This window comes from Brevibacterium sp. CBA3109 (assembly GCF_040256645.1).
GTDB classification, from domain to species: domain Bacteria; phylum Actinomycetota; class Actinomycetes; order Actinomycetales; family Brevibacteriaceae; genus Brevibacterium; species Brevibacterium koreense.
This window is the reverse complement of record NZ_CP158281.1, coordinates 3,450,523-3,476,603: the sequence shown is the minus strand read 5'-3', so window position 1 is coordinate 3,476,603 and position 26,081 is coordinate 3,450,523. Positions and strand designations below refer to the sequence as shown.

Below are 26,081 nucleotides of genomic sequence, written 5' to 3'. Positions count from 1 at the left end.
CCCGACGCCCACAGCCGAACTCGAGAAGACCGAGGTGAGATGAGTACAGGCGAGCATGACTATGAGAATCTTTCCCCACTGACTCCGATCGCCGCCTCCGTCAGCTCCTCGGGGCTGCTGGGAGACCTGGCCGAGGCCAGCCGTGAACTCTCCCCTGAGCTCTTCCGAAGGCTCTTCGAGGTCGCGCGCTCGCACACGCTCCTCATCGCCACCGATTACGACGGCACCATCGCACCGATCGTCGATCTGCCCAGCCGGGCCTTCCCGCTGGAGAGTTCGGTCGACTCCCTGCATGCGCTCGCTCAGCTCCCATCCACCTCGGCGGGGGTGATCTCCGGTCGCAGCCTCCGTGATCTCGCGGCGATGTCTCGGCTGCCACGCGAGGTTCACCTCTTCGGCTCCCACGGTGGAGAGACGGACACGGTCGCCATCGACACCCTCGACCCGGACCAGCGCTCGGCTCTCGACGGCCTTCGGCGAGACCTATTCCAGGCGCTGCCGACGACGATCCTCGAACACAAGACCACCGGTGCAGCTGTTCATCTGCGCGGACTCGACGAAGCCGAACGCCACCGGGTCGAAGCCGCCGTGAGTGAGCTCGTCGACACATATTCGATCTTCCCGACGCGGGGCAAGCAGGTCATCGACCTCTCGGTCGTCCCCTCCTCGAAGGCCGAGGCCCTGCAGCGCCTACGGCACCAGACCGGGGCAGAGGTGGTCGTGTTCATCGGCGATGACACCGCGGACGAATTCGCCCTCGAAACCTTGGGAGAGGCTGACCTGGGGCTCAAGGTGGGCCGCGATCCCGCCGAAACTCACGCGGACTTCCGCATCAGCTCTCCGGCAGAGGTCTCCGTCGTCCTCGCCGCAATCTACGAGCTGCGCAAATCCTGGCTGTTCGGCAGACGCGCGACCCCGATCCACCGGCATAGCCTTTTGGGGAACGGACAGTCGACGGCACTGGTCGACCCTCTCGGCAGCATCTGCTGGATGCCGCACCCGCTGCCGCACTCCTCATCGATGTTCTCCGAAATCCTCGGCGCCGAGGCCGCCGGGTTCTTCGCCGTCGATACTGAAGCCGGCGCCGCGCCGCTGACACAGCGCTACCTCACCCACTCGACGCTCCTGGAGACCCGGTGGCCGGGCCTGAACTGCATCGACTACCTCGCCCCGGTCGACGCCAACAGCGACGACACCATCGTCGTGCGCGTGCTCACCGGCGATACCGCCGCCCGAATCCGATTTGCTCCCCGCCTCGACTACGCCACCGTGCCAACGCGGATGGTCCGCACCCACGACGGCGTGCAGGTTCTCGGCACTTCCGAGCCCATCTCCCTGATCGCGCCCGGAGTCGACTTCGAGATCAGCGAGACCGGAATGTCCCATACCGCCGAGGCGGTCGTCGTGCCCTCGCAGCAGCCCGGGGGAGTCGTGGTGCTCGTCCTGGCGTGCGGCACAGGCACCGGCGATGCCCGCTACATGGCTACCGGCGGTGAGCACCATGTGCGCGAGCGCGCCCTGAACTTCTGGACCAACTGGGTCGACACCCTGAACATCCCCAGTCATCACCGCGAAGAGGTCATCCGCTCGGCGGTGACTCTGCGCGCCCTATGCCACGAACCGACTGGAGGTGTGCTCGCCGCACCGACGACCTCCCTGCCCGAGGGCATCGGCGGCGTGCGCAACTGGGACTACCGCTACACCTGGCTGCGCGACGGATCGATGACCGTGCGCGCGCTGCTCTCGCTCGGGTCCACCGGCGAAGCCGAAGGCTTCCTGTCCTGGCTTACGGGAATCCTGGCCCGCACGGTATCCCCCGAGCAGCTCCACCCGCTCTACGCAGTCGACGGTTCGGCTCTGACCACCGAGGCGGTGCTGGCCCATCTGCCCGGCTATGCGGGATCTCGCCCGGTGCGAGTGGGGAACGCGGCCGAGCACCAGGTGCAGCTCGATGTCTTCGGTCCGGTCACCGAGCTCCTCAACGATCTCAGCGAACACCTCGGCGATCTTCCCGATTCGTATTGGATGCTGACCTGTCAGATGGTCGCAGCGGTGAGCAAACGGTGGTTCGAAGCCGATCACGGCATCTGGGAGGCCAGGCGGCCGCCGAAGCACAACGTCTACACGCGAGTGATGTGTTGGGTGACGGTCGATCGGGCGCTGCAGATCGCCGAGCGCTTCGACCGTGAACTTCCCGGTGCCTGGCGGCAGCTGCGCGAGGAGATCGCGCACGATGTGCTCGAGAACGGGTACAACGAAGAGGTCGGCGCCTTCACCGTTGCCTACGGTGAGACCGACCTCGACTCGGCATGCCTGTTTGTCGGCCTCTCTGGCCTGCTGCCAGCCGACGATCCTCGCTTCGTCTCGACTGTCGATGCGATCGAGCGCGAGCTGCGGGTCGGGCCAACAGTCTTCCGCTACCGCTACGACGACGGGCTGCCCGGTCTTGAGGGCGGCTTCCACATCTGCACGACCTGGCTCATCGAGGCCTTCATCAAGGTCGGACGCATCGACGACGCCTGGGACCTGTTCCGGCAGCTGAACAACCTGCTCGGGCCCACCGGCCTGCTGGCCGAGGAGTACGACCCGGTCGCGGAGATGCACTTGGGCAACCACCCGCAGGCGTACTCGCATCTGGGCTACATCCGCGTCGCGCAGATGCTCGACGCGTACCGTCCGAGCTGAGGGCAGACCTCGGCTCGGACGGCGGTACAGTGACGCTCAGGTCACTCGACGAGGAGGGTGACCACCTCGGCGATGCACGCAGGACGCTCTTCGCCTTCGATCTCGATGACGTGCTTGAGGATGACCTGGGTGCCCTTGTCTCCGGGAATGACCTCGTTGACGCTGACGGTGCCGCGCAGGCGAGAGCCCACCGGCACCGGCTGAGCGAAGCGAACCTTGTTGAGGCCGTAGTTGACGCGGATGGACACGCCTTCGATAGTGAAGATCTCGCTCGAGAACTTCGGGATCAGTGACAGAGTGAAGAAGCCGTGGACGATCGTCGAACCGTACGGGCCCTTCGCCGCGCGCTGCTCGTCGATGTGGATCCACTGGTGATCGTCGGTGACATCGGCGAAGGTGTTGATCGCCTCCTGGTCGATCGTCGTCCATTCGGACGAGCCCAATTCGGTGCCGACGAGCGAGGTGATCTCATCGATTCCATTGAGTGTGCGCATTCTTCGTTCTCCTTTGATCCGTGATTGTCGTACGCAGAGAGTGTCAGGCGTGTTCTTAGCGGACATTCGATTGAAGGAATGCCGGTACTTGGCACCTTACTTGTTCGCATCGGACTTGGCACCGGTGTGTCCGGGATTCGGCTAGGTTGGTGGTATGGAACCTCTGACTCAGCCGCTCTCACCCCGGTGGATCGACCGACCGGCAGGCTACCGGGACTTCGAATCGGCCTTCTTCGTCGGTCATGGGCGTGACACCTTCGACCGCTGCGCGGAGGAACTGCTGCATTGGGAGGTGAAGATCCGCAGCGGGTTCGACATCGGTGTCCAGGCTCGGGAGGATGACACAGACGCCCTGGGCGTCGGCATGGGTATCGGCTCCCAAACCGGCTCCGGGCCGGGCTGCCCGCGGGTCCGGGCCGGACAGGAGCCGACGATCTTCGTCCGGATCGGGCCGTTCCGCCTGCCAGAGCCAGCCCGCGTCATCGAGGTCTTCGAGTCCGAAACACGTCGTGGCTTCACCTATGGCACGAAGCCTGGGCATCCGATCACCGGCGAGGAGTCATTCATCCTCACCCACACTCCCGATGGTCGAGTCTTCCTCGTGCTGCGCTCTGTCTCCCGAGCCGGAATGGGGATCTGGCGCCTCGGTGAACCCTTCGTCCGACTTGCCCAGATCATCTACCGCAGGCGATACTCCCGCGCTCTGCGTGGGTGAGGGCTGCGGGCTCTGCGCCGCCCGCTGACTCCCGCGCTCTGCGCAGCAGCCGCTAGATGGATTCGAGGTACTGCTTGAGCGCCTCATCCTGGGCCTCGGGATCCGGGAAGATCGCTTCGGTGCGTGCACCACCGGTGACCGGATCATTGCTGAAGATCAGGTGAATGCCCAGCAGACGAGCCTGTCCCTGTGCGATCACGAGCCCCAGGCCCATGCCTCCGCCGCCGGCGGAGACGAAGCGGGTCGGGCCGGTGTTGACGATGTCAGGCGGGTAGCCGGAGCCGGAGTCGGTGATCGTGATGCTGCGGGTGCTCGTCTCCAGGTGGATCGGATCCCCGCCGTGCTTGATCGCGTTGACCAGCAAGTTTGAGATGATGCGTTCGAAGCGGCGAACATCGGTGACCAGTGTCGAGTTCAGAGCTGCCAAGTGAGTGTCGATCTCATGGTCAGACAGGGCACCGGAGGCGGTCATGGTTCCCAGCAGCGACCGGACCGCTTGGTCGATGTTGACGCGAGTGAACTCGGGGTTCGCGCGACCCGCATCGAGGCGGGAGACTTCGAGCAGGTCTTCGACGAGGACCTGCATTCGCTGCACTCGGTCCTTGACGAGCTCGGCGGGGCGTGAATCCTCCTCGAGCAGGTTGGCCGCGTTGACGAGGCCGGTCAGCGGGGTCCGCATCTCGTGTGCCAGGTCAGCAGTGAAGCGCTGCTCGGAGTCGATTCGCTCGGTCAGCCGTGTCACGGCTGTGTCGACCGCCGAGGCGAAGGCCGCGACTTCTTGGTCCGTGTCGTCGACGACATCGGCGATCCTGATGCTCGTGTCTCCGGCCGCGATCTTCCGCGCAGCTTGAGCGCCCAGAGTCAGCCTGCGTGAGATGCGCCCGGCCACGATGGAGCCGACGCCGCCGACGACCAGTGCGGAGCCGATCATGCCCACCAACAGCGCCTGGTCGATGCGGCCGATGAGCTCCTGGCTGTCCGCGGTTGAGGCGCGCACGGAGATCACCTCGGTGTAGGTGCCGACCTCGATCGGGGCAGCCGCCCACACGATCTCCTCACCGTCGACCTCGGAACGCATCGTCACGCTCTGGCCCTTGAGCGCCTGGGCGCGTGCGTCCTTGGGCAGTGCAGGGTCGTCGATGCGGGCGTTGAGGGTGAGCACCCCGGTCTCGGAGAAGATGGCGACGGAGTTCGCAAGCTGCTCGGTCACGGTCGAGCGCATGCGGTCATCCTCGGCCCGGGCCGCGGACTGGCGCAGCACGATGGAGCAGGAGAGCACGGCGATGATCACCGAGGCAACGATGAGCAGGGAGATCTTCCAACGCAGTGACATGCGATCAGCCCGCGAAGCGGTACCCGAATCCGCGGACGGTCTCGATCATGTTGGCGCCGATCTTCTTCCGCAGGCGCTGGATGTGGACGTCAACGACACGGGAGTCGCCGGCCCATTCGTAGCCCCAGACGGTGAAGGCGATCTTCTCGCGGGAGTAGACGTGCTCGGGCTGCTCGGTCAGGAGCAGGAGGACGCGCAGCTCGGTGGGGGTGAGGTGGACTTCCTCGCCGTCGATCTCCACGGTCAGGCGACCGGTGTCGAGGACCAGCGAACCCAGCCGCGTCCGGAACGGACCGAGCTCGCTGTCGGAGTCGACGCTGCCGCTGTGGTTCTCGCCCGCGCCCGTATAGCCGCCCTGATTGGAGCCCGACTGCATGACCGGTGAGCCGTCCGGGCGGGGAGGAACGGTGACATCGCCGCCGATCATCTGCTCGTCCCCGCCGTCGTTCATGTCCGCCGAGGTGAATTTTCCGCCCGCTCCCAGGAAAGTGTCGTCGGACTCGAGTTGGGCCTTGAGACGTTCGCGGGTGTCCATGCCGGGGCTGGCGCCGAGCACCTCGGGGATGCCGTCCCCGGTGATCATGCCGCCGGGACCGATCACGGTTTCGTGCTCCTCGTCCAGCTCGGTGGTCGGGGAGTAGCCGAGTCTGTCGGTGCCGGTGGTGATGAAGCGGCGGACGACGGCACGGATGCGGGCATTGAGCACCTGCATGTCGAAGGGCTTGGTGAGGTAGTCGTCGGCTCCGGCTTCGAGTGCCTGGACGATGTCGATCGCATCCGAGCGTGCGGAGATGATGATGATGGGAATGGTGGATCGCTCACGCACGGCCCGGCAGATCGATGCGCCGTTCATGGTGGGCAGCATGAGGTCGAGAAGCAGAACGTCGGCACCATGTGCAGCGACGAACTCGTACCCCTCGCGACCGTCGGCGAATGCCGACACCGTGTAATCGAACCGTTCCAGGCCGATCTGGGTCGTCTCCCGGATGACCTCGTCATCCTCAACCAGAACAATATGCATTACGTTTCTCCATTTAGCCGCGTGAAGCGTTGACCCGGTTCAAATCTACCTTTATGCAGGCGGAACACCTGCACCGACCAGCCCGAAGGGCAGCAGGCCTCGTCGCCGTCGGCATACATCGCCTCCTGCACCACCAGTGTCCCATTCTTACCTGGGCTGAGTTTGAGCTGGTTGCCGGTGGCGATCAGTTCAAGGCGTGGTTCACCATCCTTCTCACTGATGACGGCGCCCGCAACGATCTCGCTCTTCTGCTGCGGGTTGGCCACGGTGACCAGTTGGAACTTCCTATCGTCGCTGAGGAAGGGTGTCGAGAATTTGAGGCATTCCCTGCAGTCGGCGATGACTCGCGCAGACTCCGTTGCCTTCCCCGTCACCGCGATTCCCGAGGCGTCCACAATGGCCTTGCGGATCTCCTTGAGCGAGAAGGGTTCATCGGGTGGCCCCGAGTCCGAATTCGCAGGTTTGAACTGAGTGGGAGATGTCTCACGTTCCGGTTCCACCCGCAATCCCCTGTCCGGGCCGCACGCGGTCATGCCCACCAGCGTGATCGTCGCAAGGACGATTGCGATCGCTGTTCTGCTGGCTGTGCGCGGGCGCGACTTCTGACCGGGGAGGAACTGGCTCGAGCTGAGCGCGCGCGACACCTCATCGGAGGGGCGCCGAATGGGGGTGGGCACGTAGACATTTTTGCGTGTTCTGCCCGGGTAGTCCACCCGCGTCCCGATTCTGGCGAGTCAGACGCGCCCGATTCCTCACATCGCCTCCGGGCCGCCGGTCGACCTCGGTGCACCGTTTCTCAGCTGAGGTCGGTACGCTGGGGGTATGGCAGCATCGAAGTCTGAGAAAAGGTCTACCAGCACCGTGTCCTACAAGGATGCGCTCAAAGTGGGGCTCGTCTGCGGCGTCGCAGTTCTGATCCTGTCGATCATCGTCACCCGCGCCTGGCAGGATTCGACGGCTTTCGGATTCGCTTTCGTCTATGCCGGTGCCGCGTTAGTCCTGGTCAGCGCCTTCGCCTGCATTCTCAATTGGGTGATGCGCAATGACACCCAGAATGACGATCAGTCCTATCCGATCCTCAAGTGAGCCCTATCCGATCCTCAAGTGAGCCTTACACGGTCCTCAGGTGAGTTGAGTGATCCTCAGGTGAGGATCGTCAGCTGAGGCTCACCCCGGTGACGTAGGGTTTCCCCATGGAGACGTGGAACACAGAACTTACGCCGCTGTCCTTTCTGCGCCGCTCTGCGGAAGTCTTTCCCGACAAGCGCGCCGTGGTCTACAACGACCAGGAGATGACCTACCGGGAATTCGCCGCGGCTGTGGAGACTCGCGCGCATGCTCTGCGCACGGCGGGCATCGAGCCAGGCGATCGAGTCGCCTACCTTATGCCGAACCTCCCCGAGGCGCTCATGGCCGCCTTTGCGGTGCCGCTGGCCGGGGCTGTGCTGGTGCCGATCAACACCCGGCTGGCTCCCGAGGAGGTTCGCTACATCTGCAACCACAGCCAGGCGAAGCTGCTTGTGGTGGACACGCAGCTGTGGCCCAGCGTCTCGCCGGTGATCGATGACCTCGACACGGTCGAGGCCATCGTCGACGTCGAGGACACAACGATCGAAACCTCCGCCGAGGTGGTTCGCCCGAATTCGTCCTCACCCGCCGTGACCAGCCTGGACGAGTTCCTGGCTGGTGCGAAGGACGATGCTGAGGAGTTCACCTGGCGCGTCGAGGACGAGCGAGCGACGTTGTCGATCAACTACACCTCAGGCACGACAGGACGGCCCAAGGGTGTGATGTATACGCACCGGGGCGCCTATCTCAACGCTCTCGGCGAGGTCATCCACTCCGAACACGACGGCAACAGCGTGTACCTGTGGACGCTGCCCATGTTCCACTGCAACGGCTGGTGCACGGGCTGGGCGCTGGCCGCTGCCGGCGGCGCCCAGGTGTGCCTGCGGGAAGTCCGCGGTGAGGTGATCTGGGATCTCATCGATCGTCACGCAGTCACGCACCTCAACGGTGCCCCGACCGTGATGAGCACAGTCATCAACGCCGAACAGGCACACTCTCTCGATCGGGCAGTGACCGCGACGATGGCGGGCGCCGCGCCGAGTCCGACCCTCATCTGGCAGTTGGAGGCGCTGAACTTCGAGATCGTGCACGTGTACGGACTCACGGAGACCTACGGCCCGTACGCCGTGTGCCAGTGGCAGGATTCGTGGGCTGGCCTCGATGACAAGTCCCGAGCCAGACTCCGCGCACGGCAGGGAGTCGGCATGGTCCAGGCCGATCAGGCCCGCATCGTCACCCTCGATTCAGGGGGCGAGCTCGTCGACGTTCCGGCCGATGGCGCGACGATCGGAGAGATCGTCATGCGCGGAAACAACGTGATGAAGGGCTATTTCCGAGATGTGAAAGCCACCGAGGAGGCCTTCCGGGGCGGCTGGTTCCACTCCGGTGACCTCGGCGTGATGCATGAGGACGGCTACATCGAACTGCGCGATCGTTCGAAGGACATCATCGTCTCCGGCGGAGAGAACATCTCGACCGTCGAGATCGAACAGGCGATCTCCTCGCACCCGGCAGTCCTCGAAGTCGCCGTCATCGGCGTGCCCGACGACAAATGGGGCGAACGGCCGAAGGCATTCATCATCGTGCGTGAGGGCCAGCCGGTCACCGAGGCTGAGGTCATCGACCATGTGCGCACTCAGATCGCGAAGTACAAGGCCCCGCGCGAGGTCGAGGTCGTCGCGGCTCTGCCCAAGACCTCGACCGGCAAGATCCAGAAGTTCGAACTCCGGAGCCAGGAATGGGGCGACCGGCAGTCACGTATACAGGGCTGAGGCGCTCTACTTGAACCGCAGCAGGCGCAAGCTGTTGAGGACGACGAACACTGAGGAGAACGCCATCGCGGCGCCGGCGATCATCGGGCTGAGCAGACCGAACGCGGCGATCGGGACGGCCGCCGTGTTGTAGGCGAAGGCCCAGAACAGGTTGCCCTTGATCAGTCCCAGAGTCTTCCGGGACAGGCGGATCGCCTGCGGGATCTGACGCGGATCCGAACGCACCATGGTGATGTCGGAGGCCGCCATCGCCGCATCGGTGCCCGATCCCATCGCGATGCCCAGATCGGCACCGGCCAGGGCAGCGGCATCGTTGATGCCGTCACCGACCATGGCCACGGCCTGCCCTTGAGCCTGCAGCTCATTGATCACTGCGACCTTGCCTTCGGGGCGGACGTCGGCACGGATCTCGGTGATGCCCAGCTTGCCCGCGACCACCTCGGCGGCTGGGGCATTGTCCCCGGTGAGGAGGACGGTGCTGATGCCCAGCGCGTGCAGTTCGTCGATTGCCTCGGCGGCACCGGTTTTGATCTCGTCGGAGACGAAGGTCAAGCCACGGAACTGCGAGTCGATGGCCAGGGCGACGATCGTGGCACCGGTGGGCACATCCTCGGCCGGGAACGAGACGTCGATCCCGCTCTCCCGGAGCAGATCCGGGCGACCGGCGAGCACCTCGGCGCCATCGATCGTGGCCCGCAGGCCGCCACCGGGAATGTTATCGAAGCCATCGATACCCGAGCGGTCGATGGTGGCGCTGCTGCTGCCGGGCGCCTCGGCGACTTTGTCCATCGTCGCAATCGAAGCCTCGACGATCGCGCGGGCCACGGGGTGTTCGCTCTGCGACTCCAAACGAGCCAGAACCGCAAAGTCCTCGTCACCCAGCTGCGTCCTCTGCAAGGACATGACACCAGTGGTCAGGGTGCCCGTCTTGTCGAGGACGACGGTGTCGATCGAACGTGTCGACTCGAGCGCCTCGGGTCCGGACACGAGGATACCCAGTTGGGAACCGCGTCCGGACGAGACGGCCAGAGCCGTCGGCGTGGCCAGGCCTAGCGCACAGGGGCAGGCGATGATGAGGACCGTGAGTGCGGCGTGCAGGCCCATCGCCCAGTCCCCGGTGATCAGTCCCCAGGCCAGGAGTGTGAGAGCACTGATCGCGAAGATGGTCGGCACGAACACCGCCGAGATCCGGTCGGCCAGTCGCGCCACAGCCGGTTTGCCCGTCTGCGCGCGGCTGACCAGATCAGCCATGGCGGCCAGAGTCGTATCGGCCCCGACTCGGGTGGCTCGGACCTCGAGCACGCCCGAGGCGTTGATCGTGGCGCCGGTGACCGAGTCGCCGAGTCCGACCTCGACCGGCACGGATTCGCCGGTGAGCATCGCTTCGTCGATCGCGGAGTGACCGGAGATCACCTCGCCGTCGGTGGCGATCTTCTCGCCCGGTCGAACGATGAAGACATCGCCGACGGTGAGCTCGTCGATCGGGACCTGGACCTCCACCCGATGATCGGTGCTGGAGTGCGCAGCGTCGGCGTCCGAGGTCGGCGAGTCGTCGGTGCGTTCGCGCAGCACGCTCGCGGACTTCGCGCCCAGTCCGAGCAGTGCCTTGAGTGCGGCGGTGGCCCGGCTCTTCGCTCGGTCCTCGGTGAGTCTGCCGATGAGCAGGAACACCGTGATCGCGGCAGCGGCCTCGAACCACACATGATAGTCCTCGGGGATCTGCCAGCCGTAGCCGTCGCCGACAGCCCGGCCCAAGGTGATGTAGGAGTAGAGGCTGGCGACGATGATTCCGACGCTGACCAGGGTGTCCATGGTCGTGGACCGGCCCCGTGCGGCCTTGAATGCTGCCGAGTGGAACGGCCACGCACCCCAGGTCACCACGGGCAGTGCGAGGATCGCGACGATCCACTGCCAGCCAGTGAAGTGCCAGCCCATGACCATGGAAACGGCCACGATCGGCACGGCAAGAATCAGGGATCCGATGAACCGCGGCCGCAGATGCCTGGGGTCGTAGTCGACGATCTCAGGTCCGCTCGCCGAGGCGGTTGTGACCGTGGCACCGTAACCGGCCTTCTCCACGGCGGCAGTCAGGTCCGCGTCGGAGAGTTCAGAGTCGACGACCACATGGGCGGAATTGAGCGGAAGATTGACCTCCGCGCTGACTCCGTCCAAGCGTGTCAGCTTCTTTTCGATGCGCGCAGAGCACGATGCGCAGGTCATTCCCGTGATGTCGAGATCAACCTCGCGTGACATCAGTTCACCTCATAGCCGGCTTCATCGACGGCGGCGCTGATCGCGGCATCGTCGAGGACCTCTTCGGAGGTGATGGTCACGGGGGAATCCCCGCCGGCGTTGAGCTCGACGGTGACCTCGGTGATTCCGGGCAGAGCCCCGAGCTCTTCCTTCACGGCGCCCACGCAGTGGCCGCAGGTCATTCCGGTGACGTTGATGGTGGTGGTCATCATGATGTGTCTCCTGTCTTCGCGCGTCAGCACCGGCAGGTTCGCCGATGATGTGCCCTCAGCTCTTGATGAGCCGGGAAATAGCGGCTGAAGCCTCTTCGATCTTCTTGCGGGCGGCGTCATCATCCCCTGAGGATGCGGCGTCGACCACGCAATGAGCGATGTGCTCTTCGAGGAGGTTGATGGAGACCGCGTGCAGCGCGGCCGTTGCTGCGGACACCTGGGTCAGGATGTCGATGCAGTACTTGTCGTCATCGATCATCTTTCCGATCCCACGGACCTGACCTTCGATCCGTTTCATCCGCTTCGCAAGGGCGTCTTTCTGCGGGGTGTATCCATGTTGCTCAGTCATGACGATACTCTATACCCCTGTAGGGTACTGGTCAAGAAGGGGCATGCATTGCCGGTGATTGTGCGATTGGTCTCACCGTGGGCACCCGATGGCGCCAAGCTCCTACAATTGAATCATGCGCATTGCCAGACTGTTCCGATTCCCCGTCAAGGGATTCCCTGCCGAAGAGATCACCGAGGCGGATGTGCGCACCGACCGAGGCATCCGCGGCGACCGCATCGCTGCGTTCACCAACGGCAGCCTCGACGTCCCCGCTGACAGTTGGCACAAATACTCCGCCTTCACTGTGCTCAAGAACAACACCGACCTGCAGAAATGGCAGGTGGCCATCGACCTTGAGGAAGCGGCCGCCCAGTTCGCACCCGAGGTCGAGGCGGATGAATCCTCGGTGGTGACCATGACCGATTCGCCGGCGACCGTGACCCTGACGTCCCCGACGGGGGAGTCCACGACATTCCACACGCATGACCGGGACACGCGGGCCGCCTCGGCAGATTTCCTCTCTGCACGCATACCACCGCAGGGTGACTTCCCACGCGCACTGAGTGTCGCGGACCAGGGAATGTTCGACTCGCGGGCCGCAGGTGTCTCGATCATCAACCCGGCCACGGTCTCGGCGATCTCCCAGACCGCCGACGGGCAGGCGGCCCTGGCGCCGAGCGAAACCGAACTCGACCCACTGCGCTTCCGCGGCAATGTGCTCGTCGACGGACTCGCCCCCTTCGAAGAGTTCGCACTCATCGGCAAGATCGTCCGCCTCGGCGGGGTGCGCCTGGCCATCACCCAGGCGATCGAACGCTGCCCGGCGACCACGGTCAACCCTGCCACCACCGAGGTCGACGTCAACGTCCCCCGGGTCCTGGTGTCGGCCTGCGGACACCTGCACTGCGGCATCTACGGCCGAATCCTCGAATCCGGACTGGTCAGCACGGGTGATCGGATCGAGATCGAAGGCGAGGCCCCACGCGAACTCGTCAAGACTGCGCGGACCCCGCGCTACATGACGGTGCTTGGCAGCCAGCAGATCTGCAACGATATCGTCGAAGTCTCCCTGCGCGATGATCAGGGTTGGATCCGTGAATTCGACGAACCCGGCACCAATCTGCGCGTCCACCTCGAGCTGAGCGAACCATTCTGGCGAACCTATACGATCACGGACGTGTCCGATGACATCGTTTCGATCGCGGTGCGTACCCAGGGCAAGGGCTCTCGGGCAGTCGCCGAACTCGCGGCCGGGCAGGTCATCCTCGCCTCCGGGCCGCACGGGACCATGACCGCCGACCGCGTCTTCGGCGGCACGACCGCGCTGGTCACCGCCGGCATCGGCATCACGCCGAGCCTCGGACTGATGCGCGGGGCCGAGTCGTCTGGCACGGAGAAGGTCAAGCTCTTCCACGTCGACCGAGACCACCGGACGGCCTGCCTCTGGGATCGCCTGCAGAAGCGTGCCCAGTCTCGGCAGATTCCGGTCGAAGCCCACCACCATGACACCGCGAGCCAGGGCAGACCAGGCCACGCCGAGCTCGTCGACTGGCTGAGAGACTGCGACAACGTCATGATCTGCGGACCCGCCGACTTCACCCGCGCGGTGCTCGACGCCAGCGCTGAGGCGGGAGTCCCGGCTGTGCATCAGGAGATCTTCGCCTCCCCGAACACCGGACATGTCGACGAGACCATCGCCCAGTGCCCGCCTGCCGAGGTGACCCTGGAGGATTCGGGGACCAGCTTCCTCTGGGAGCCGCAGCAGGGAACCCTGCTCGAGGCTCTGGAGGCCCGCGGATTGCAGGCCGACAACTCCTGCCGTGGCGGCTCGTGCGGAACCTGCGCCGTGTCCTTGGCCGCAGGGTCGGTCATCTACCCGGTCGAGCCTGCCGCGCGAATCACCGCCCATGAGGTGCTCGTGTGCTCCGCTGTTCCCTCCGGGCCCATCAGCCTCGGACTCTGACTGACTCGAGTCTGGAACTCTGACTGACTTGAGCCTGGACATTCCGCACGCGGCTGACCGGGGGCTGGGCGCAGCGGATGGCAGAATGGGCCCATGCCCCAGGATCAGCGTGCCGCAATCTCAGGAGGACTGTCAGGAGGACGGTCCGGACCGGTGGCACGTGTGAGCCGACGAATGAAGTTCGGCGTGGCCGGACGCATCATGTTTGCGAACTCGATCATGCTCGTGGGCATCATGGTGCTGACCACGAGTCTCCTCTACATCCAGCTCTCCCAACTGAACCAGAAGCGCGAACAGGATCTGCTGCGCTCCGCGGCAGACAATATGTCGATGTCGCTGAGCCTTGTCGGGTCAGGTGAGGTCGGTCCAGCCGACTTCATTGACGAGGACTCGCAGGGCAACGTCGAGAAGATGCTTGACAACGTCGTCAGCGAATACGACTTCGATGTGGCCGCGGTCGTCCCCCTCGACTACCTGGTCACCCCACCGTCATTGGGTTCGTCGAACCGGCAGGAGCGCAACGATGCAAGCATCGTGTCCTCGAACTCGGGAGGCGTGCCCGATGACTCCATTGATCAGCTCGCCACGGCCATCGACGGTTCGCGGGTCGCCGACGGTGAGTCCATCGTCCGCTTCCTCGACGATGGAGGCCCAGGCGGGGGCACCGTGTACGTCATCAGTCCGGTCTTCGCGAAGCACCTCGGCGTCGACGACACCGGCCCCAATGCCGTCGTCGGGGCAGTCATCGTCGGCAACTCAGCCGATTCGGTGCGGGAGGGCTTCTTGGCCCAGGGAAACTGGCTCATCGGCATCGCCATCACCACTCTGCTCCTGGGCATCGCCGCCTCCTGGGCGACCTCCCGCGGCCTGCGTCGAGTCACCGGCGACTACGGCGCCACTGAGCTGCGCAGCATGCTCGAGTTCTACTCTTCGGTGCTCAAAGCCGTGTCGGAAGGGCTGCTGCTCGTCGATCGCTCGGCGGGCATCGTCCTCATCAACGCCGATGCGCGCGAACTCCTGGGACTGCCCGCCACGGGAGAGGAGTCCACGGGTGAGCCGGTCGCAGCCACCGACGATCCCCTTCGGGCGACCTCGCCGATCGGCGGCATCGCGTTGCGTCAACTCAATCTGCCCGATGCCCTCATCGATCTGCTCTCGTCTGGACGGTGGGCCCGCGATGAGATCCACTACACCGACGATCGGGTGCTCGTCGTCAACCAGCAGCCCACCGATGCCGCCAGCGACACCTGGGTCGTGACGATGCGCGACCACACCGAACTCGCCGAACTCTCCGGTGAGCTCGTCTCCGTTCGATCGTTCTCCGACTCTCTGCGCGCACAGACCCATGAATACTCCAACCGTCTCCATATGGTCATCTCCCTGTTGGAGACCGGACATGTCGCCGAGGCGATCGAATTCGCGGCCAAGGACCTCGACGACCTCAACCGGGTCACCGGCGACGGGCAGATGAGCTTCGATCACCCCGTGCTCTCAGCACTGCTGCTGTCGAAGATCGCCCAAGCCGCCGAGGTGGGCATCGATATGACGGTGGATACAGCGGAACTCTCGGGCCGCCTCGGCGGGGATGACCGTGACCTTGCGACCATCCTCGGCAATCTCATTGACAACGCATTCGACGCGCTGAGCAGGCGAGACGTTCTTCCTGAGGACAAGAGGGTGCATGTGCACCTGAGCGGTGCGGGCGGTGCCGGCGGCTTCACGATCGAGGTCAGCGACGACGGCCCGGGCATTGACGAAGAATACGTCGACGCGATCTTCGAACGTGGGTGGTCGACCAAGCACGACGGTGTCGAGATCGACAAAGGACTCGGTCGGCAGGAGACCGGCACCCGCGGGGTCGGACTGTCCCTGGTCGTCCAGGCGATCCGTCGCCTCGGCGGGGCTGTCGACGTGGTGGGCCGCGGTGAGGACTGCGACGATTTCAAGGGTGCTGTGCTCACGGTGTGGCTGCCCGATCGCGAATACCTCGATCCCGGTGCGCTCGGCCAGGCGTCCGGGCGCACCTCCTCAGGGTCGCCGTCGTCGAGCCAGCAGCCATCCGGCAACCCGCCCACGGGGCCGATCCGGATCGTGTGCGACGACCGCGACTGACCTGGCCGAGCAGACGGCCAAGGGTGATGCGCGATATCCCATTGAATGAAACATTTCCTATCCATTTCATGGATCCGGCATAGGCTGTGCAGGAATGCCGGGCTGATGACCACGTGTCATCGGCGTGAGCGAAATCGAGTGGAGGAACCATGGGCCAAGACATCGTCGTTTGTGAACCGCTGCGCACCGCGATCGGAGGATTCGGAGGACAGTTCCGCGACATCCCCGCCCACGAACTCTCCGCCACCGTTGTCCGCGAACTCATCGCCAGAACCGGACTCGATCCGGAACTCGTCGCCGATGTCATCATGGGGCAGGGCTACTCCACCTCCGAGGCTCCCTGCATCGGCCGGGTCACGGCCCTCGACGCGGGCCTGCCCGTGACCGTGCCGGGCAGACAGGTCGACCGCCGCTGCGGTTCCGGACTGCAGGCAGTCATCGACGCCTCACTGGTCGTTGGCTCCGGCAACGGAGAATTCGTCATCGCCGGCGGTGTCGAATCGATGTCCCACGCCCCCTTCTACAACGACACCATCCGCTGGGGAGTGCGCGGCGGCAACGCCGAATTCGCCGACTCCCTGGGCCGGGGCCGCACCACTCCGGGCGGGAAGAACTATCCCGTTCCCGGAGGCATGCTCGAGACCGCAGAGAACCTGCGCCGCGAGTACTCGATCGGCCGCGAAGAGCAGGACGAACTCGCATACACCTCACACCAGCGTGCAGCTACCGCAGCCAAGGACGGACGCTTCGCCGAAGAGATCGTGCCGGTGACGATCCCCGCCACCCGGAAGGTCGCCGAACACCAGGTCGACGCAGATGAGCACATCCGTCCAGATACCAGCATCGCCAAGCTCGCCAAGCTGCGCCCCATCCTGGGCAAGGGCGATGATCAGGCAACAGTCACCGCAGGCAACGCCTCGGGACAGAACGACGGGGCTGCTGCTTCCATCGTCACCACCCGCGCCGCAGCCGAAGCACAGGGGCTCAAGCCGCTCGGCCGCCTGGTCAGCTGGGCCGTGGCCGGAGTGCCGCCGAAGACCATGGGCATCGGGCCTGTCCCGGCCACTGCGAAGGCACTCGAGAAGGCCGGGCTGAGCTTGGCCGACATCGACCTCATCGAACTCAATGAGGCCTTCGCCGCCCAGGCGCTGTCCGTGACCCGGGAATGGGGCTTCGGCAAGGACGACTTCGACCGCCTCAACGTCAACGGCTCCGGAATCTCCTTGGGCCACCCGGTCGGTGCGACCGGAGGTCGGATCCTGGCGACGCTGCTGCGCGAAATGGAGCGCCGCGACGCCCGCTACGGGCTCGAAACCATGTGCATCGGCGGAGGCCAGGGCATCGCCGCAGTCTTCGAACGCGCCTGAGGCAGGAGCTGCGGCTAGTGCCTAGGCGTGCCGACTGAGCCCAGTTTGACAGTTGCGCCCGGCTTGACAGCTGCGCAACCCGTTCCGCCTGCCGCCGCGATGCCTTCCAGACCTGTGCCAGAGATGTGCCCAGCCTGGAACAGAAAGCCCAGGATCCCCGTCATGGCGACGGTTAGACTGGCGGCATGTCAGATACATCTGCGCCTGAGTCGAGCATCGGTGTGCTCGTGGTTGAGGACGAGGCAGTCGCCGCCCGAGCCCACGCGAAGTACATTGACCGCATCGACGGATATCACATAGCTGGGGTGGCGAACAACGCCACTCAGGCGATGGCTGCTCTGACCGGAAAGATCTACGGCCTCGACGCCGAGGCCATCAACCTCGTCCTCCTCGATATGAACCTCCCCGACGGCCATGGACTGCAGGTCTGCCGGGCCATCCGCGGCCACCGCGTCGATGTCGACATCATCGCCGTCACCGCCGCCAGGGACATGCAGGTCGTGCAGGAGGCGCTGTCCTACGGTGTCGCCCAGTACATCATCAAACCGTTCACATTTCCCATCTTCAAATCCAAACTTGAGGCATACTCCTCGTTCCGCAACAGCCTCGGCGGGGACAGCACCGAGGGCGAGGTCACCCAGACCGACGTCGACACCGCGATCGCCGCGCTGCGCACCCACACGGTGACCGCGACCGCCAAGGGTGTCCCGGACGCCGTGCAGACCGAAGTGAAGTCCGTCCTCGGCGACAAGCCCGGACAGTCCGCCGCCGAGGTCGCCGTTGGTCTCGGTGTCTCCCGAGTGACCGCACGCCGGTACTTGGAGGCCATGGCCGACGCGGGTATGCTCGCCCGCCGGCCCCGGTATGGGGCAGCCGGGCGACCGGTGCTCGAATACACCGTCGTCACCGAGGACGCCTGAACCACCCTCCGGCATCGCAGACCAGCAAGTGGACTTCCCGGCCAACTACACCCATGATTGACCTATGACGAAGAAGTCCAGAACCTGGTTGGCCATCACAATCGTCGTCGTGCTGCTGGCTGGCGCAGGTGTCTTCGCCTTCCTCGCACTGCCGATGCGGGCTGATACAGCTGCCGAAGACGCCACTGCCGACTTGAACAGCCCCACCATCGAATCGAACGTCTGGTCCGATGAGGAGACGGCGAAGAAGCTGCACGAACTGGCCCTTGGGGCCCTCGATGAGAGCATGAATAAGCGCGCGGTGGAGCTCAACGGCACCGCGAAGCGCGGTGACGATGTGATCGCGAAACTGAAGTGGACGTGGACGAACCAGGATGATGACCTCTGGGAGTACACCTCCGAGCTTCCTCTGCACAAGAAGGGTCTGCTCTGGTCCGCGGAGCTCACCCCCGAGGTGCTCCATCCGGACCTCGAGGACGGACGAGTCCTCGTCTCCAAGAGGCACCCCGGCGAACGCGGCGCGATCCTCGGCGAAGGCGACGAAGAGCTGATGGCCGAGGGTACGGTCATCGATGTCGGCATCCACCCGGCCAAGCTTGAGAAGGCGGAGGGCGAGGGTGGCAAAGACGGCCAGGACACTCTCGCCACTCTCAAGGACGAACTCGACATCGATCTCACGGCGCTGAAGGAGCGCATCGACAAGGCCGAACCCGAGCATTTCGTTCCCGTCATCACATTGCGTGAAAGCGACTACAAGAACGTCAAGGACGCGATTCACTCCCTGCCCGGCACCGTTTTCAACACGCACACCCAGCCGCTGAGTCGGAAGAAGGACTTCGCCGGCCCAACGCTGGGAACGGCTGGAGCTGCCAGCGCCGAGGAGGTCGAGGCATCGGATGGAAAGCTCACCGGTGGGTCCATCGTGGGCAAGAGCGGACTGCAGAAGGCCTTCGACGAACAGCTGAGCGGGCCGGGCAGCGAGGAGATCATCATCACCGATGCCGACGACGGCAGTGCGGGCGGAGACCCCGTCCTCGTCCACGAATTCCCCGAACACGACGGCGAGGACGTCACCACGACACTCAACGTCGGGGTGCAGGAGGCCGCCGACAAAGCGGCTGCGACGGGCAAGAAGCCGACGGCGCTCGTGGCGATCCGGCCCAGTGACGGTCACGTCATCGCTGTGGCCAACCAGGATCCGGAAGGTGCCGCCTGGGACCGGGCGCTGACCGGGCAGTACGCGCCCGGCTCGGTGTTCAAGGTCGCCTCTGGCCTGGCCCTTCTGGAATCAGGAGTCGAGGCGAAGACGACTCTCGACTGTCCGAAGACCACGACGGTTGATGGAAAGAGCTTCAAGAACGCCGAAGACCATGTCCTGGGTGAGGTGGCCTTCGAAGACGACTTCGCCGAATCCTGCAACACCGCATTCGTCGATGCCGCGAAGAAGGTTTCGGGTCCGGATGTGGCGAATGCTGCATCGAGCCTGGGCATGGATGACGTCGATCTCGGAATCGGTGCGAAGATGGCGAGTGTTCCCAGCGATGATGACGCGGTGACACACGCGGCGCAGATGATCGGTCAGGGCAAGGTCGTCTCCAGCCCGTTGGCGGTGGCGGTGATGGCCGCCTCCGTGGCCGAGGGTGACACGGTCAGTCCGCTCCTCGTTCTGCCTGACGAGAGCGAGGATGGGAGCGAGAGCGACCAGGTGATCGACGCCGACGCAGCCACGACGATGCAGGAGCTCATGCGCCGCGCTGTGACCGAAGGGACAGCCAGCGCGCTGGCGGACGTCCCCGGCGAACCGATCCACGGCAAGACCGGTACCGCCGAATACGGTGATGAGACCCCGCCGCGCACCCACTCCTGGTTCGCCGGATATCAGGGCGACATGGCCGTGGCCGTCCTTGTCGAGGACGGAGGATTCGGCGCCGAGGCGGCTGTGCCGGTGGCGAAGAAATTCTTCGACGAGCTCAACTGAGGTGTGCACTCAACAGAAGCTGAGAATCACTTCATCCGCAGGGCACGCATGAGATCGAAGGCCGTGGTCAGGGTGCGGGCGAACCGCGACTGATCAAGCGGGCCGAACGGGGCGATGGGAACCAGGTGCTGCTCAGCGATGCTGTGCGTGTGCATGAACTGGTAGAGGCCCTCGACGCCATGCCGGTGACCCAGACCTGAAGCCTTGACCCCGCCGGCAGGAGCATCGATCGAGCCCCAAGCCGCCACGTACGCCTCATTGACATTGACCATTCCAGCCTCCACCTGCCGGGCTGTCTCGAGCCCCTGGGACTGGGAGTAGACGCTGGCGTTGAGACCGTACTGGCAATCATTGGCCCGGGCGATCGCCTCGGCGTCGCTGGCCACCGGATACACGGCCACAACAGGTCCGAACGTCTCCTCGGCGAACAGTTCGGCTGTCTCACTGACATCGGTGAGCACGGTCGGCAGATAGAAGTACGGGCCCAGTTCCGGCACCGGTCGGCCACCCGCGATGACCTGAGCCCCGCTGGCTCGTGCCTGCTCGACGTGCTCGCTGACCCGGGCGAGCTGCTTGGGCCCGGCCAGGGACCCCATGCCCGGGCCGTAGGAGTAGTCGGCGCTCAGCTCGAGGTTCCGGGTCGCCTCGGCGAAGTGGGCACAGAACTCGGAGTACAGGTCCTCATGGACGTAGATGCGCTCGATGGACAGGCACAGCTGCCCGGCCGAGGAGAAGCACCCGCGGACCGCTCCGTCGACGGCGGAACCGAGATCGGCATCGGAGAGGACGAGCATCGGATTCTTCCCACCCAGCTCAAGCGCGGTCGGAAGCAGACGACGACCCGCCTCGGCGGCGATCGAGCGCCCAGCGGCCGTGGACCCGGTGAAAGAGAGCCCATCGGCACCGGCCATGAGGGCAGGACCGACGTCGCCCCGCTGTCCGGGAACGAGCTGCCACACCTCGGCGGGCAGACCGCACGCGATGGCCAGCCGGCGCATGATGATCGCCGTGAGCGTCGTCTGGCTGTCGGGTTTGTGCACAACCGCGTTGCCGGCGGCCAAGGCCGCGAACAGGTCGGTTGCGCCCAAAGTGAGTGGATAGTTCCACGGCGTGATGAACCCGATCACGCCCAGGGGAGTGCGGGTGACCTCGGTGCGGGTCAGGCCGGGGACGGCGCCGCGGCGACGTTGCGGGCGCAGACGGGTCGGGGTGGTGACCCCGTAGTGACGGCACACGTTGTAGGTGTCGAGGATCTCGTCATATGCGTGGATGCGAGCCTTGCCGGTCTCGTACTGGATGATGTCGAGGAGCAGATCCTCATGCCGACGCAGCGCCGAGTGCAGGCGCAGCAGCACCCGGGAGCGGTGCTCGGGGGACCGGGCGGCCCAGGCGCGTCCGGCGATGCGGGCGGAGGCGAACGCCCGGTCGACATCACCGGTGGTGTTGGCGGTGAAGCGCGGCTGCTCAGCGCCGGTGAATGGGTCGGGACCGACGTGGGGCTCACCGCTGCCCGAAGCCTCAGCGTAGGGGTCCGTATCGAGGAATTCACGCAGGCGATCCGTGCCCTGGGTGAGGTCGGAAGTGGGCGTGACGGTGCTGGTGACGTCCGTGTTCATCATGCCTCCGTGTCGTCGTGAGTGGGTGGAATGCGGCCTGGAGAACTGCCAACTTACGCTACAGTATCTCTATGGTTTCACGTGAACTGCGTCACGCTCTGCGTGGGGTGGAGTCTCCTACCGCTGTGCTCGACCTGGATGCGTTCGACGCGAACGTCACCGCACTGGCCCAGCGCGCACAGGGCCTGCCGATCCGCGTCGCCTCGAAGTCGCTGCGCACTCCCGCTGCAATCGACCGTGCGCTCGCCCACCCGGGCTACTCGGGTGTCTTCGCCTATTCTCTGCCGGAGGCGCTGGCTCTCCACGCCCGTGGAGTCCGCGACATCCTCGTCGGCTATCCCACGGTCGATCGGGGCGCCCTGAAGCTGCTCTTCGCCGAGGCGGGGGCCGCGGCGAACATCACACTGATGATCGACTGTCCCACCCATCTCGACATCATCGACAGTGCCCGCAGCGACGTGGCAGCAGCCGGTGGCGCACAGTCGGTGCGCGTGTGCCTCGACGTCGATGCGTCGTATCGCCTCGGCGAGGGGGTGCTGGGCAGTCGGGTCCACATCGGGGCCAGGCGCTCGCCGATCCGAGATTCTGCCTCTGCCGTCGACCTCGCCGCACATGTCATCGCTCGTCCCGAGACCGACCTCGTCGGCCTGATGTCCTATGAAGGACAGATCGCCGGGACCGCCGATGCCGGGGCAACGGCCAAGCAGGCTGTGGTGCGCGCCATGCAGAAACGCTCGATCGCAGAGCTGAGGGTGCGGCGCAGACGTGTCATCGACGCGGTGCGTGAACTCGCCGAACTCGAATTCGTCAACGGCGGAGGCACCGGGTCCTTCGAATCCAGCGCCGCCGAAGGCACACTGACAGAACTGGCCGCTGGCTCCGGGCTCTTCTCCCCGGGGCTCTTCGACGGCTACACCCACTTTCAACACGAGCCGGCCGCCTACTTCGTCACTCCGGTGGTGCGTCGTCCCGGGCCTGGCTGGGTCACGGTGTTCAAGGGCGGTTTCATCGCCTCGGGCGTGCCCGGCACTGACCGCGTTCCGACGATCGCCTGGCCCCGGGGACTCGAATACGCGGGCCTCGAAGGCGCGGGCGAAGTCCAGACTCCACTCACCGGGCCCGGCACGGAGGACCTTCGCATCGGCGACCTGGTCTGGTTCCGGCATGCGAAGGCCGGTGAACTCGCCGAGCACTTCAACGAATTCCTCGTCGTCTCCGGTTCGCAAGTCATCGACTCCTGGTCGACCTATCGTGGGCAAGGATGGGTGCTGTGAGCGGGCCCGAGATGACGACACGAAGGCTGTTCCGGAACTGGTCGGGCCATGTCCACGCCCATCCGCACACCTTCGTCAGACCCACTTCGGCGGGGGAGCTGGGCGAGGTTCTGCAGTCCGCGGCCAGAGCCGGTCAACGTGTCCGGCCCGTCGGTGCCGGGCACTCATTCACCCCCGTCGCCGCAGGTGACGACGTGATGATCAACCTCGACCACATGAGTGGAATCATCACCGTCGACGAGGTGAGCCGGCGGGTGCGCTTCCACGCGGGTACCCGGCTGCGCGATATCCCGGCCCTGCTGGCGCCCTTCGGACTGGCCCTAGCCAACCAAGGCGACGTCAACCCGCAGGCGCTGGCCGGAGCGATCTCGACGAGCACTCACGGGACCGGGCTCGGCTTCACCGGATTCGCCGGAACCGTCACCGGTCTCTCGCTGATGGGACCCGACGGCACCGTTGGCCACCTGTCAACGACGAGTGAACCGGAGATCTTCGACCTGGCCCGCGTCAGCCTCGGCGTGCTGGGCATCGTCACCCAGATCGAGGTGCAGTGCGTGCCTTCCTTCGACCTCATCGCCGAGGAGGTCGTGACGGATATCGACGACTTGCTGGCCGAGCTCGAACCTCGGATGCGTGCGGCCGACCATTTCGAGTTCTACTGGTTCCCGCACACCGACACCGCTCTGACCAAGACGAACACCCGCGTCGGTGTGGGCGAGATCGGCCCGGGTCACCTCGCCGAGGCGGGGGTGCGCAACCAGCTCCTCAATCTCCTCGACAAGGAGGTGGTGGAGAACGGCGCGCTGCGGCTCGCCGTCGAACTCGGTGCTGCGCTGCCCAGCCTCGTCCCGCACATCAATCGGATCGCTCAATCTGCGGTCTCGGACAGGACCTACCGGGCACCGGGCCACGATGTCTTCGTGACGCCTCGGCGAGTGCGATTCAATGAGATGGAGTACGCGGTTCCCTTCGCAGTCGGTGCCCAGGTGATCCAGGAGATCCGAGACGCCATCGAGTCGAGAGGGTGGAAGATCTCCTTCCCGATCGAGGTCAGATCCGCGGCCGCCGACGACGTTCCGCTGTCGACGGCTTACGGGCGCGAGACGATGTACATCGCCGTGCACCGGTTCATCAAGGAGGACTTCGCCGAGTACTTCCGTGTCGTCGAACAGATCTGCCGCCGCCACGGAGGTCGGCCGCACTGGGGCAAGATCCACACCCTGGGTGCGGCCGAGTTGAGCGACCTCTATCCGCGCTTCGACGACTTCGGAGAGCTGCGAGAGCAATTGGATCCGCAGGCGATGTTCGGGAATCGATTCACGGATTCGCTGTTCGGGCTCGGATGAACGCATTCGGGCTCGAGCGAGCCCGATCCGGCGAGCCTGGACCAGGGCGGACGGATGGAATGGACCGGCGAAGACGGAAAAACGGGCCAGCGGGCACTGACTGTCCGGGACGAAAAGACGTAGGGTGGTCAGGAGTAAAGTCCGAACGGTCGGCCCTCAGCTGACGCAGCGTGAAGAACTGTCGCAGCATTTCTGAAGAAATGGAATCGTCGATGTCAGAATTCGAATCTCAGGCCCAATCGGGCCCCGCGGCTGACAACAGCCCGCAGAAGGAGAAGGGACGCCGGCGATCAATGATGGTCGCGGCCTTCGGCACCATCGTCGAGTGGTACGACTTCTCGATCTACTTCTACGTCGCGACGATCCTGACCAAGGAGTTCTTCGGCGATCGCACCGATTCCCTCCTGCTGACCCTGGGCGTCGGGGCCGCCGGGTTCCTGTTCCGACCGCTGGGTGCGATGGTCTTCGGTCACCTCGGCGACAGGGTGGGACGCAAATCAGCTCTTGTCGTCTCAGCCGTGCTCATGGCCGTTGCCATGCTCGGTATCGCGATCATGCCGACCTACGACATGATCGGCATCTGGGCCGGGGTCGGGATGGTCTTCTTCCGCTGCCTCTCGGGCTTCTCGGTCGGCGCTGAGTACACCGGCATCATGGTCTTCCTCATGGAGTCGGCCGGCAGTAAGAGGCGTGGTCTGGCAGCAAGTTGGGCCGCGGCCAACAGTGAAGTCGGTGCCCTGCTCGCAGTGGGTTCCGGTGCCCTGCTGGCCAACCTGCTGACCCCCGACGCGATGAGCTCGTGGGGATGGCGGGCCCTGTTCATCCTCGGCGCTGTCCTCGCCGCGATCATGGTGCCGCTGCGGAAGATGATGGAGGAGACCGACACCTTCAAACGACTGCAGGCCGCAGAGAAGAAGAAGCCAGCGGTCAAGCACACACGCTCGCCGCTGATCATCGCCTTCATCCAGCAGCCGCGTGCGATCCTCGTCGCGTTCCTCATCTCTTCTATCGGTTCGGTCAGCTATTTCCTCAACATCACCTATGTGCCGACCTACATCGAAGAGGTCGCGCATGTGAAGAGCTCCGGATCTTTGGCGTTGGGCACGATCGCGGCCGTCGTCGCGATCGTGATCACGCCGCTCTTCGGCGTCGCCTCTGACCGGTTCGGGCGGAAGAGGACGCTGGCTGTGCTCATGGCCGTATTCATCCTCACCACCGTTCCCGCATACGCGCTGCTGGCCGATGGGAACTCCGGAGTCGCGATTTTCGGTGTTGCGTTCCTTGCAGTGCCGGCCGCCGGCTGGAGTGCTGTGGCAGCGGCCATGGTGCCCGAGCAGTTCACCGGAACCAGCCGGTTCTCCGGAATGGCGATCGGGTACAACGTGGCCACGGTTCTCTTCGGTGGACTGTCACCGCTGATTGCGACCGCGCTGATGAGCTCGACCGGTTTCACGCTTGCGCCGGCGGTCTATGCGACCGTCATCGTCGTCGTGGCCGGCGTGCCGACTCTGTTCCTGGCGCGCAATATGGCGGGCCGGCCCTTGGCAGAGGTCGACAAGGATCGCGAGTTGGTCCCTGCCTGAGAGACCTGGCACCGGTCTGAGGGACCTGGCGCCGCCGT

General features: G+C 65.1%; 20 protein-coding genes. 12 read left to right on the top strand and 8 right to left on the bottom strand.

What is annotated here, in order from left to right:
- Window positions 1–39 precede the first annotated feature (39 nt).
- Complete coding sequence (otsB, locus tag AAFP32_RS15845; protein ID WP_350269945.1) at window positions 40–2,685, top strand: trehalose-phosphatase; 2,646 nt, start codon at window positions 40–42, stop codon at window positions 2,683–2,685.
- Window positions 2,686–2,726: 41 nt separating this feature from the next.
- Here the strand turns inward: otsB and AAFP32_RS15840 are convergent, their stop codons facing one another.
- Window positions 2,727–3,179, bottom strand: a complete 453-nt coding sequence (locus AAFP32_RS15840; RefSeq protein WP_101620500.1) for a MaoC family dehydratase — start codon at window positions 3,177–3,179, stop codon at window positions 2,727–2,729.
- Window positions 3,180–3,333: 154 nt separating this feature from the next.
- Between AAFP32_RS15840 and AAFP32_RS15835 the strand changes: the two genes are divergently transcribed.
- Complete coding sequence (locus AAFP32_RS15835) at window positions 3,334–3,894, top strand: DUF1990 domain-containing protein (protein ID WP_350269944.1); 561 nt, start codon at window positions 3,334–3,336, stop codon at window positions 3,892–3,894.
- 52 nt (window positions 3,895–3,946) lie between these two features.
- Here the strand turns inward: AAFP32_RS15835 and AAFP32_RS15830 are convergent, their stop codons facing one another.
- The 3 genes from AAFP32_RS15830 to AAFP32_RS15820 are packed head-to-tail and all read right to left on the bottom strand — an operon-like array spanning window position 3,947 to window position 6,925.
- On the bottom strand, window positions 3,947–5,227 hold the full coding sequence (locus AAFP32_RS15830; RefSeq protein WP_350269943.1) for a sensor histidine kinase: 1,281 nt from the start codon (window positions 5,225–5,227) through the stop codon (window positions 3,947–3,949).
- Window positions 5,228–5,231: 4 nt separating this feature from the next.
- The gene (locus AAFP32_RS15825; RefSeq protein WP_350269942.1) at window positions 5,232–6,248 is read right to left on the bottom strand and encodes a response regulator transcription factor; all 1,017 of its coding nucleotides are present in this window, start codon (window positions 6,246–6,248) and stop codon (window positions 5,232–5,234) included.
- The gene (locus AAFP32_RS15820) at window positions 6,248–6,925 is read right to left on the bottom strand and encodes a hypothetical protein (RefSeq protein WP_350269941.1); all 678 of its coding nucleotides are present in this window, start codon (window positions 6,923–6,925) and stop codon (window positions 6,248–6,250) included. The genes AAFP32_RS15825 and AAFP32_RS15820 overlap by 1 nt, the downstream gene beginning before the upstream one ends.
- Before the next feature lie 145 nt (window positions 6,926–7,070).
- On the opposite strand from AAFP32_RS15820, the gene AAFP32_RS15815 reads away from it, so the two are divergent.
- On the top strand, window positions 7,071–7,334 hold the full coding sequence (locus AAFP32_RS15815) for a hypothetical protein (protein ID WP_350269940.1): 264 nt from the start codon (window positions 7,071–7,073) through the stop codon (window positions 7,332–7,334).
- Between the two features lie 107 nt (window positions 7,335–7,441).
- Window positions 7,442–9,088, top strand: coding sequence for a long-chain-fatty-acid--CoA ligase (locus AAFP32_RS15810; RefSeq protein ID WP_350269939.1), 1,647 nt, complete (start codon window positions 7,442–7,444; stop codon window positions 9,086–9,088).
- A 6-nt stretch (window positions 9,089–9,094) separates the two neighbouring features.
- On the opposite strand, the gene AAFP32_RS15805 is transcribed toward AAFP32_RS15810, so the two are convergent.
- Genes AAFP32_RS15805 through AAFP32_RS15795 form a run of 3 tightly spaced genes read right to left on the bottom strand, consistent with a single transcriptional unit; the run spans window position 9,095 to window position 11,902 of the window.
- The gene (locus AAFP32_RS15805; protein ID WP_350269938.1) at window positions 9,095–11,341 is read right to left on the bottom strand and encodes a cation-translocating P-type ATPase; all 2,247 of its coding nucleotides are present in this window, start codon (window positions 11,339–11,341) and stop codon (window positions 9,095–9,097) included.
- Window positions 11,341–11,553 carry a heavy-metal-associated domain-containing protein gene (locus tag AAFP32_RS15800; protein WP_350269937.1) on the bottom strand — a complete coding sequence of 71 codons (213 nt, stop codon included), beginning with the start codon at window positions 11,551–11,553 and terminating at the stop codon, window positions 11,341–11,343. Before AAFP32_RS15800 ends, AAFP32_RS15805 begins: the two co-directional genes overlap by 1 nt.
- Before the next feature lie 55 nt (window positions 11,554–11,608).
- Window positions 11,609–11,902, bottom strand: coding sequence for a metal-sensitive transcriptional regulator (locus AAFP32_RS15795; protein ID WP_101620508.1), 294 nt, complete (start codon window positions 11,900–11,902; stop codon window positions 11,609–11,611).
- 115 nt (window positions 11,903–12,017) lie between these two features.
- Between AAFP32_RS15795 and AAFP32_RS15790 the strand changes: the two genes are divergently transcribed.
- The 5 genes from AAFP32_RS15790 to AAFP32_RS15770 all read left to right on the top strand — a co-directional run bounded on the left by AAFP32_RS15790 (window position 12,018) and on the right by AAFP32_RS15770 (window position 20,224).
- Entirely contained in the window at window positions 12,018–13,847 is a 1,830-nt protein-coding gene (locus AAFP32_RS15790; protein WP_350269936.1) for an MOSC domain-containing protein, read from the top strand.
- A gap of 93 nt (window positions 13,848–13,940) precedes the next feature.
- Window positions 13,941–15,959 (top strand): sensor histidine kinase, encoded by a 2,019-nt coding sequence (locus AAFP32_RS15785; RefSeq protein WP_350269935.1) that lies wholly within the window; start codon window positions 13,941–13,943, stop codon window positions 15,957–15,959.
- A gap of 149 nt (window positions 15,960–16,108) precedes the next feature.
- A complete protein-coding gene (locus tag AAFP32_RS15780) occupies window positions 16,109–17,326 on the top strand; it encodes an acetyl-CoA C-acetyltransferase (RefSeq protein WP_350269934.1) in 1,218 nt (405 codons plus the stop codon).
- A 185-nt stretch (window positions 17,327–17,511) separates the two neighbouring features.
- Window positions 17,512–18,246, top strand: coding sequence for a response regulator (locus tag AAFP32_RS15775; protein WP_350269933.1), 735 nt, complete (start codon window positions 17,512–17,514; stop codon window positions 18,244–18,246).
- Window positions 18,247–18,310: 64 nt separating this feature from the next.
- Window positions 18,311–20,224, top strand: coding sequence for a penicillin-binding transpeptidase domain-containing protein (locus AAFP32_RS15770; protein ID WP_350269932.1), 1,914 nt, complete (start codon window positions 18,311–18,313; stop codon window positions 20,222–20,224).
- A 26-nt stretch (window positions 20,225–20,250) separates the two neighbouring features.
- Here AAFP32_RS15770 and AAFP32_RS15765 read toward each other — a convergent pair whose 3' ends face one another.
- Complete coding sequence (locus AAFP32_RS15765) at window positions 20,251–21,840, bottom strand: succinic semialdehyde dehydrogenase (protein WP_350269931.1); 1,590 nt, start codon at window positions 21,838–21,840, stop codon at window positions 20,251–20,253.
- A 71-nt stretch (window positions 21,841–21,911) separates the two neighbouring features.
- On the opposite strand from AAFP32_RS15765, the gene AAFP32_RS15760 reads away from it, so the two are divergent.
- The 3 genes from AAFP32_RS15760 (at window position 21,912) to AAFP32_RS15750 (ending at window position 26,043) form a co-directional block, all read left to right on the top strand.
- Window positions 21,912–23,114 carry an amino acid deaminase/aldolase gene (locus AAFP32_RS15760; protein ID WP_350269930.1) on the top strand — a complete coding sequence of 401 codons (1,203 nt, stop codon included), beginning with the start codon at window positions 21,912–21,914 and terminating at the stop codon, window positions 23,112–23,114.
- A complete protein-coding gene (locus AAFP32_RS15755; RefSeq protein ID WP_420883374.1) occupies window positions 23,111–24,460 on the top strand; it encodes a D-arabinono-1,4-lactone oxidase in 1,350 nt (449 codons plus the stop codon). The genes AAFP32_RS15760 and AAFP32_RS15755 overlap by 4 nt, the downstream gene beginning before the upstream one ends.
- Before the next feature lie 212 nt (window positions 24,461–24,672).
- On the top strand, window positions 24,673–26,043 hold the full coding sequence (locus tag AAFP32_RS15750; protein ID WP_350269928.1) for an MFS transporter: 1,371 nt from the start codon (window positions 24,673–24,675) through the stop codon (window positions 26,041–26,043).
- Window positions 26,044–26,081: the final 38 nt, after the last annotated feature.